The sequence below is a fragment of the Leucobacter sp. G161 genome (assembly GCF_001482305.1).
GTDB lineage: Bacteria > Actinomycetota > Actinomycetes > Actinomycetales > Microbacteriaceae > Leucobacter.
Window position 1 is genome coordinate 41261 of sequence record NZ_LOHP01000075.1, and the last position, 7002, is coordinate 48262.

Consider the following 7002-nt stretch of genomic DNA (forward strand, 5'->3'; position numbering starts at 1 on the left):
CGTCTGAGTACTCACAATGTAACGATTCTATCTCAGCAGGGCTCGGAAGCCAAGGGCGGACACCTGAGGGTCTACCGGGTGGACAGGATGATGTCGACGAGCGCATCGAGCAGGGCGTCAACCTGCGCTTCGTCGTAGCCGCGCCACTCGGGGTGGAAGACCACTTCGCGCACTTCGCCAGGAGTCACGGAGATCTCGCGATTCGCGAACATCTTGCCGATCCGATCGAGGAACGCGTCGACCTGTGAGCGCCGGTACCCGAGCGCAAAAACACCCCGGCGACGGAAGCGCTTGCCGCGAGGCCGCCCGATGCGGCCACGCACGTCGGAGAGCAACGCGCGCGCCTCTCGCCACCACTCGTCCTCGCCCTGCTCACGAACCACGGCGCGTCGTTCACGCTCGAAGAACACGTCCTCGAGCCGATCGAGCGCCGCGTCGACGTGTCGCGGCGAGTAGCCTTTGCGCTGCATCTTAAAGGCAAGGCTGCGGACGTCCTCGGCGGTGAGCTCCGGGGCCCCACCCTCCTCGTACGCGGCACGAGCCCGGTCAAGGAACGCATCGACCTGGTCCGGTCGGTACCCCTTCTCGCGACCGCTGGTGAGCGGGAAGGGACTCTCAATATCTGACGAGTGGTTCATGACAGTACTCCGAGCATCAGCGCGAGGCCGTACGCGACAACAGTAGAGGGCAGCAGCGAATCCAGCCGGTCAAGCAGTCCGCCGTGTCCCGGGATCCAGTTGCTCATGTCCTTGACGTTGAGGTCGCGCTTAATGAGAGACTCCGTGAGGTCTCCCCCGGTCGCTGTCAGGAGAACAAGCACACCGAAGATAAGGCCGATCCACCACGGCTGGCCGAGCGCGGTGATCGCAATGACGATGCCAGCCACGACGGCGGCAACCGCGGCCCCGGCGAACCCTTCCCAGGTTTTGTTCGGGCTGATCCGCGGTGTCATCTTGTGTTTGCCGAGAGTCACGCCCGCGGCGTACGCGCCGATGTCAACCGAGACGGTGATGAGTACGAGGGCGAACACCCACCATTCGCCGTCTGGCGCTGCACGCAACAAAATGGCGAAGCTGCCAAGGAACGGCACGTAGACAAGCGTGAAGAGTCCAGAGAAAATATCCCGGATCAGGGTCTTCGGCTCGACCAGTGTGCGTGCAGTTGCACCCTCGATGAGGCGCCAGATCGTCAGCATCGCCGACGCGGCGAAGAGACTGAGCAGCAGGCCCTCGGCACCGTAGAAATACGCCGCCGCGACCATGCCCAAGCCGCCGATGGCGACGCCAATACGCGGAACGCGCCGGCCCGCTACGCGGAACGCGGTAGCGAGCTCGACAACGCCAACGCCAACGAGGAGGGCGATAAACCCTGCGAACAGGGCTTCCCAAAACAACAGGCTCCCCAGGAACACTGCCGCGAGCAACAGCCCCACGCCGATCGCGAGGAACAGGTTGCGGCCTGCCTTCTCTTCAATTCGCGCGTTGGTCGCCTCGAGCTGAGCACGCGTCGAATCGAGGTGTGCTCGAATCTCCTCGCGACGCCCTCCCCCTGACATATGGATCAGACTTCCAGGAGCTCGGCTTCTTTACGCTTGAACGCGTCGTCCACCTGATCGGTGAACTGCTTCGTCAGCGCTTCGAGCTCCTTCTCAGCGCGAGCGACGTCGTCTTCGCCAACCTCGCTCTTCAGGGCATCAAGGTCGTCCTTCGCGCTACGGCGCACGTTGCGTACCGCGACGCGTGCGTCCTCAGCTCGGGTCTTCACGATCTTCACGAACTCCTTGCGGCGTTCCTGGGTGAGCTCGGGAAGGGTCACCCGGATGACGTTCCCGTCGTTCGTGGGGTTCGCGCCGAGGTTGTGCATGTCGCGGATCGCCTGCTCGATGCCCTTCATCGCGCCCTTGTCGTAGGGAGTGATGATGAGGCTACGCGCGTCCTGGTTCGCGACGGCCGCAAGCTGCGGCAGCGGCGTCGGCGTGCCGTAGTAGTCGACCATGAGGTTCTGAAGCAGTGCGGGATTCGCACGGCCAGTGCGCACCGTCGCAAACGACTCCTTAGCTGCCTCAACAGCCTTGTTCATTCGTTCCTTCGCGTCTGCAAAGACTTCTTCGATCACGCTGCGTCTCCTCCACGACTCCCTGCCACCCCGGCCGGGGCAGCATCGGCTTTTTGCAATACTTCGAGTTTAGCGGTGCACCAGGGTGCCGAGCTTCTCGCCACGGAGCGCGGCGGTGACATTGCCCGCTGGCTCCATCCCGAATACGCGCATCGGCATGCCGTTGTCCATGCACAGGCTGAACGCCGTCGAGTCGACGACCTTGAGGCCCTGCATGAGCGCCTCGTTGTAGGTGATGTCGCTGATGAGTGTCGCGTTCGGATCGATCGCGGGGTCAGCCGTGTACACGCCGTCGACGCCGTTCTTCGCGACGAGCACCTCGTCTGCGTAGATCTCGAGCGCGCGCTGCGCCGACACCGTGTCGGTCGAGAAGTACGGGAGCCCTGCACCGGCTCCGAAAATCACGACGCGCCCCTTCTCCATGTGACGGATCGCGCGAAGCGGAATGTAGGTCTCGGCAACCTGCGTCATGGTGATCGCTGACTGCACGCGTGTTTCCACGCCAGCCTGTTCCAGGAAGTCCTGGAGCGCGAGCGCGTTCATCACGGTTCCAAGCATGCCCATGTAGTCAGCACGGCCACGGTCCATACCGCGCTGCGAGAGCTCCGCGCCGCGGAAGAAGTTTCCGCCGCCGACAACGATCGCGACCTCGGCATCGTCCATCGAGGCGGCGATCTCGCGTGCGATCTGGCTCACCACGTCGGGGTTGACCCCGAGGGTGCCTCCGCCGAATGCCTCACCCGATAGCTTGAGCAGTACCCTGCGCTTACGATTGCTCTGGTCGGACATCCGTCTCCTTCGTAAAATCTCTTGCCGGCATCCCGGCGCTTGCCCCGGCACTCAGGCCGAGATTCGCGGGCGCTAGCTCGCTCAACACAACAGCTTAGCGCCCACACAGCACAAAACCCGGGTCGCGAGGACCCGGGTTTCGTGTGTGATGTTAGGCGCCCACCTTGCAGCGGGTGAAGCCGGTCACCTTGATGCCAGCTGCCTCAGCAACCTTTGCAACATCGCGCTTGTCAGCGTCGAGTGCGTGCACCTGCTCGTTGAGCACGACCTGCTTGAAGAACGCGTTCAGGCGACCCTCAACGATCTTCGGGAGCGCAGCCTCAGGCTTGCCCTCGTTCTTCGAGATCTCGGTGACGATCTCGCGCTCCTTGTCGACGTCGGCCGCGGGGACCTCGTCGCGGTTCACGTACACCGGCTCAGCAAACGAGATGTGCTGGGCGATGCTCAGCGCAGCCTTGTCGTCTGCACCCTCGTAGCCGACAACAACGCCGATCTGCGGGGGCAGATCCTTCGAGGTGCGGTGGAGGTAGATTGCGGTACCGGGTGCCTCGATGCGAACAACGCGGCGGAGCACGATGCGCTCGCCGATGATCGCTGCCTCATCCGTGATGAGTGCGTCGACGGTCTTGTCGCCAGCGGGGGCAGCAAGTGCCTCCTCAGCCGACTTTGCGCCAGCGGCGACAACTGCGTCGAGCACCTGCTCCGACAGCGCGAGGAACTTCTCGTTCTTCGCAACAAAGTCGGTCTCGCAGACGAGCTCGATCATCGTTGCAGCGCCTTCGCTCTGCTGTGCAGCAACGAGGCCTTCGCTCGCCTCACGGTCGCCGCGCTTCGCGACGCCCTTGAGACCCTTGAGACGAAGAATCTCGATTGCCTTCTCGATGTCGCCCTCAGCTTCAACGAGAGCGTTCTTGCTGTCGACCATGCCGGCGCCGAGGCGCTCGCGCAGCTCCTTCACAGCGGCCATGCTTACTGCAGCCATGTGTGACTCCTTGGGGTTTGGATGCGGGCCGCGCTTGTGGCGCGGCCCGCATCAATGACTATGAGGGGTAATTACTCAGCTGCGGGGGTCTCTGCTGCCTCAGCAGCAGGAGCCTCGGTAGCCTCGGCTGCGGGAGCCTCGGTTGCCTCAGCAGCCGGTGCCTCAGCGGCGGGCGCCTCAGCAGCGTCAGCGTTCAGAAGAGCAACTTCCCACTCGGCGAGCGGCTCAGCCGCTGCTTCGCCCTCAGCAGGCTTCTGGTGGCGCTCCATGAGGCCCTCAGCAGCTGCGTCAGCGATCACGCGGGTGAGCAGCGCAACCGAACGGATCGCGTCGTCGTTGCCCGGGATCGGGTAGGTGACCTCGTCGGGATCGCAGTTCGTGTCGAGGATCGCGATAACGGGGATACCCAGCTTCTTCGCCTCGTCGATCGCGAGGTGCTCCTTCTTGGTGTCCACGATCCAGAGCGCCGAAGGCGTCTTGGTCATGTTGCGGATACCACCAAGGGTCTTCTGCAGCTTGTCGAGCTCGCGCTTCTTGAGCAGGAGCTCCTTCTTGGTGAAGCCAGTGGTTCCACCCTCGAAGTCGAGCTGCTCGAGCTCCTTCATGCGCTCCAGGCGACCGGTAACGGTCTGGAAGTTGGTGAGGAGGCCACCGAGCCAACGCTGGTTCACGTACGGCTGGTTCACGCGAGTCGACTGCTCAGCAATCGCCTCCTGTGCCTGCTTCTTCGTGCCGACGAAGAGGATCGTGCCACCGCGTGCAACGGTGTTCTTCACGAACTCGTAGGCCGAGTCGATGTAGGTCAGCGACTGCTGCAGGTCAATGATGTAGATGCCCGAGCGCTCGGTGAAAATGAAGCGCTTCATCTTCGGGTTCCACCGGCGGGTCTGGTGCCCGAAGTGGACGCCGCTGTCGAGCAGCTGGCGCATAGTTACAACGGCCATTGCCGTCTCCTATTCTCGCGCGTAAACGCACGACTGTTTGGTTAATTCGGCCGCGGATGCGACCTGATCCTGGTGCCCTCGGGCTTTGCCACCCCTTGCGGGGACCAACGGCAAAACTTCGATGATTGGGCACGCGAAGTCACCTCTTGCGAGGCGCAATTGGAAAGTCTACCACTCTCAAAGCCTGTGCGTGGAACGATCTCGGCTGTACTTTTCACCGACGCCTGCGTTGTTTGCTCCACATGCACCGCCCTCACTGGCGATGCCCGCACTTCTCCACATTTTGCTTGTTTCGCGACACTCCGCCACCCCCACGCCCGAGAATCGACGACATACGGACCCGATTGGAGCGCAGACATGGCAGAACCAGGCCACAACCAGACACTCGGCGCCCGCGGCGAGTTGATTGCTGCACAGTACTTGATTGATCGCGGGTTTCGCATCGTCGAACGCAATTGGCGTTGCCGATACGGCGAGCTCGATCTCATCATGCGTGACGGCAGCACGCTGGTGGCGATCGAGGTTAAGACGCGGAGTGGCACCGGTTTCGGTTCGCCCCTCGAAGCCATCACCGCGAGAAAGGCTGCGCGACTCAGGCGGCTTCTCCTTGAGTGGGCAACGGCAACGAACCATCGGAGCTCGCCGCTCCGCGTCGATGCAGCCGGCATCATCCTGCGACCCGACGGTTCGGCACCGCGGATCGACCACATCAAGGCCATCGCATGAAGGGCGGCGTGTGCAGAGCAGCCGCTGTCGCCCTCACCGGGCTTGAGGGCACCACGGTCATGGTCGAATCTGCCGTATCGCAGCAGCTTCCCGGCATGACAATCATCGGCCTGCCCGATGCCTCTCTCGCCGAGGCAAAGCAGCGAGTGCGAACGGCCTCCGCGCAAGCAGGCCTTCCCCTGTCAAACCGCTTCGTCGTGGTGAACCTGGCACCTGCCTCACTCCCCAAGCAGGGCAGCGGCTTTGACCGTGCGATCGCGCTGGCAGCCCTCGCGGCTTCCCAACATTTTCCCACCACGAAACTTGCTGACACGGCGCATATTGGTGAGCTTGGCCTCGATGGCGGGCTCCGCCGCCCGGCTGGCCTACTCAGCACCGTCATCGCTGCCAAGGAGTTGGGCTTCGAACGGGTCATGGTTCCCGCCTCAGCGGGCGAAGAGGCGAGGCTCGTTCCTGGGATCCACGTCATCGAGGCACAGTCACTCGGCGCTGCGGTCGCCTGGCACCGTGAGCTCCCCGGGGAATGGACGGAGGAGCCGATAGGCACCCGGCGCACCCAGCCGACGATCTCCCGGCCCCAGTCGTCAGCTGAGCGCTTCGACATATCCGACGTGCTCGGGCAGCAGGAAGCCGTGGAGGCGATGACCATCGCCGCAGCCGGGCGACATCACATCTCCCTCATCGGCCCGCCAGGTTCCGGCAAGACACTCCTCGCGACTCGGCTCCCGACGCTCCTTCCCGACCTGTCACCGCACGAGTCTCTCGTCGCAAGCAGCATCGCCTCACTCAGCGGTTCAGCCCTCCACACTCTGGTGACTCGGCCACCCTTCGAAAGCCCGCATCACACTGCGTCCTCCGCCGCGATCGTTGGGAGTGGTGACTCGCGCGGCATCCGCCCCGGGTCGATCTCACGTGCGAGCTATGGCGTGCTGTTCATGGACGAGGCCCCTGAGTTTGGGCGTGCGGTTCTTGACGATCTTCGTGAACCCCTCGAATCCGGCACCATCACGATTTCTCGTGCACGAATCCACGCGAGTTTGCCAGCCAAGCTCCAACTGGTGCTCGCCTCGAATCCGTGCCCGTGTGGAAACGCAGGCTCCCCAGAGACCGCGCTATCGTGCACGTGCAGCCCGAATACCCGGATCCGCTATCTCGGACGCCTCTCAGGGCCACTCAACGATCGCATTGACCTCCGGGTCACCGTGCGTCGGGTCAGCAACGTCCTCGTCAGCAACGGATCGCCCGGTTCGTCAGCGTCAAGTAGCGCGCTGCGCGAACGCGTGCTGCACGCCCGAGAACGGACCGCGAAGCGACTCGCGGACACCCCGTGGAGACTGAACAGTGAGGTGCCAGGCGAGTGGCTCCGAAGCGCACCAGTGCGTCTCCCCAGCAGCACTACCGCGGCAATTGATCGTGCGCTCGCATACGGCGCGCTGACCGTTCGAG

8 protein-coding genes are annotated in these 7002 nt (G+C 63.5%); 2 read left to right on the plus strand and 6 right to left on the minus strand.

Translation table 11 applies throughout. The features are described from left to right. Positions 1-71 precede the first annotated feature (71 nt). From AUL38_RS13030 to rpsB, 6 genes are all read right to left on the minus strand, one after another. The gene (locus AUL38_RS13030) at positions 72-638 is read right to left on the minus strand and encodes a DivIVA domain-containing protein (RefSeq protein ID WP_059062811.1); all 567 of its coding nucleotides are present in this window, start codon (positions 636-638) and stop codon (positions 72-74) included. Continuing rightward, positions 635-1555, minus strand: coding sequence for a phosphatidate cytidylyltransferase (locus AUL38_RS13035; protein ID WP_059062812.1), 921 nt, complete (start codon positions 1553-1555; stop codon positions 635-637). The genes AUL38_RS13030 and AUL38_RS13035 overlap by 4 nt, the downstream gene beginning before the upstream one ends. A gap of 5 nt (positions 1556-1560) precedes the next feature. Beyond that, entirely contained in the window at positions 1561-2115 is a 555-nt protein-coding gene (gene frr, locus AUL38_RS13040) for a ribosome recycling factor (protein WP_059062813.1), read from the minus strand. A gap of 69 nt (positions 2116-2184) precedes the next feature. Further along, a complete protein-coding gene (gene pyrH / locus AUL38_RS13045) occupies positions 2185-2904 on the minus strand; it encodes a UMP kinase (protein ID WP_059062814.1) in 720 nt (239 codons plus the stop codon). Between the two features lie 151 nt (positions 2905-3055). Continuing rightward, positions 3056-3886, minus strand: a complete 831-nt coding sequence (gene tsf / locus AUL38_RS13050) for a translation elongation factor Ts (RefSeq protein ID WP_059062815.1) — start codon at positions 3884-3886, stop codon at positions 3056-3058. Between the two features lie 71 nt (positions 3887-3957). Further along, entirely contained in the window at positions 3958-4830 is an 873-nt protein-coding gene (rpsB, locus tag AUL38_RS13055; RefSeq protein WP_059062816.1) for a 30S ribosomal protein S2, read from the minus strand. A gap of 357 nt (positions 4831-5187) precedes the next feature. Between rpsB and AUL38_RS13060 the strand changes: the two genes are divergently transcribed. Next, positions 5188-5556, plus strand: coding sequence for a YraN family protein (locus tag AUL38_RS13060; protein WP_059062817.1), 369 nt, complete (start codon positions 5188-5190; stop codon positions 5554-5556). An 8-nt stretch (positions 5557-5564) separates the two neighbouring features. Next, on the plus strand, positions 5565-7002 hold a 1438-nt coding region (locus tag AUL38_RS13065; RefSeq protein WP_235590718.1), incomplete at its 3' end, for a YifB family Mg chelatase-like AAA ATPase.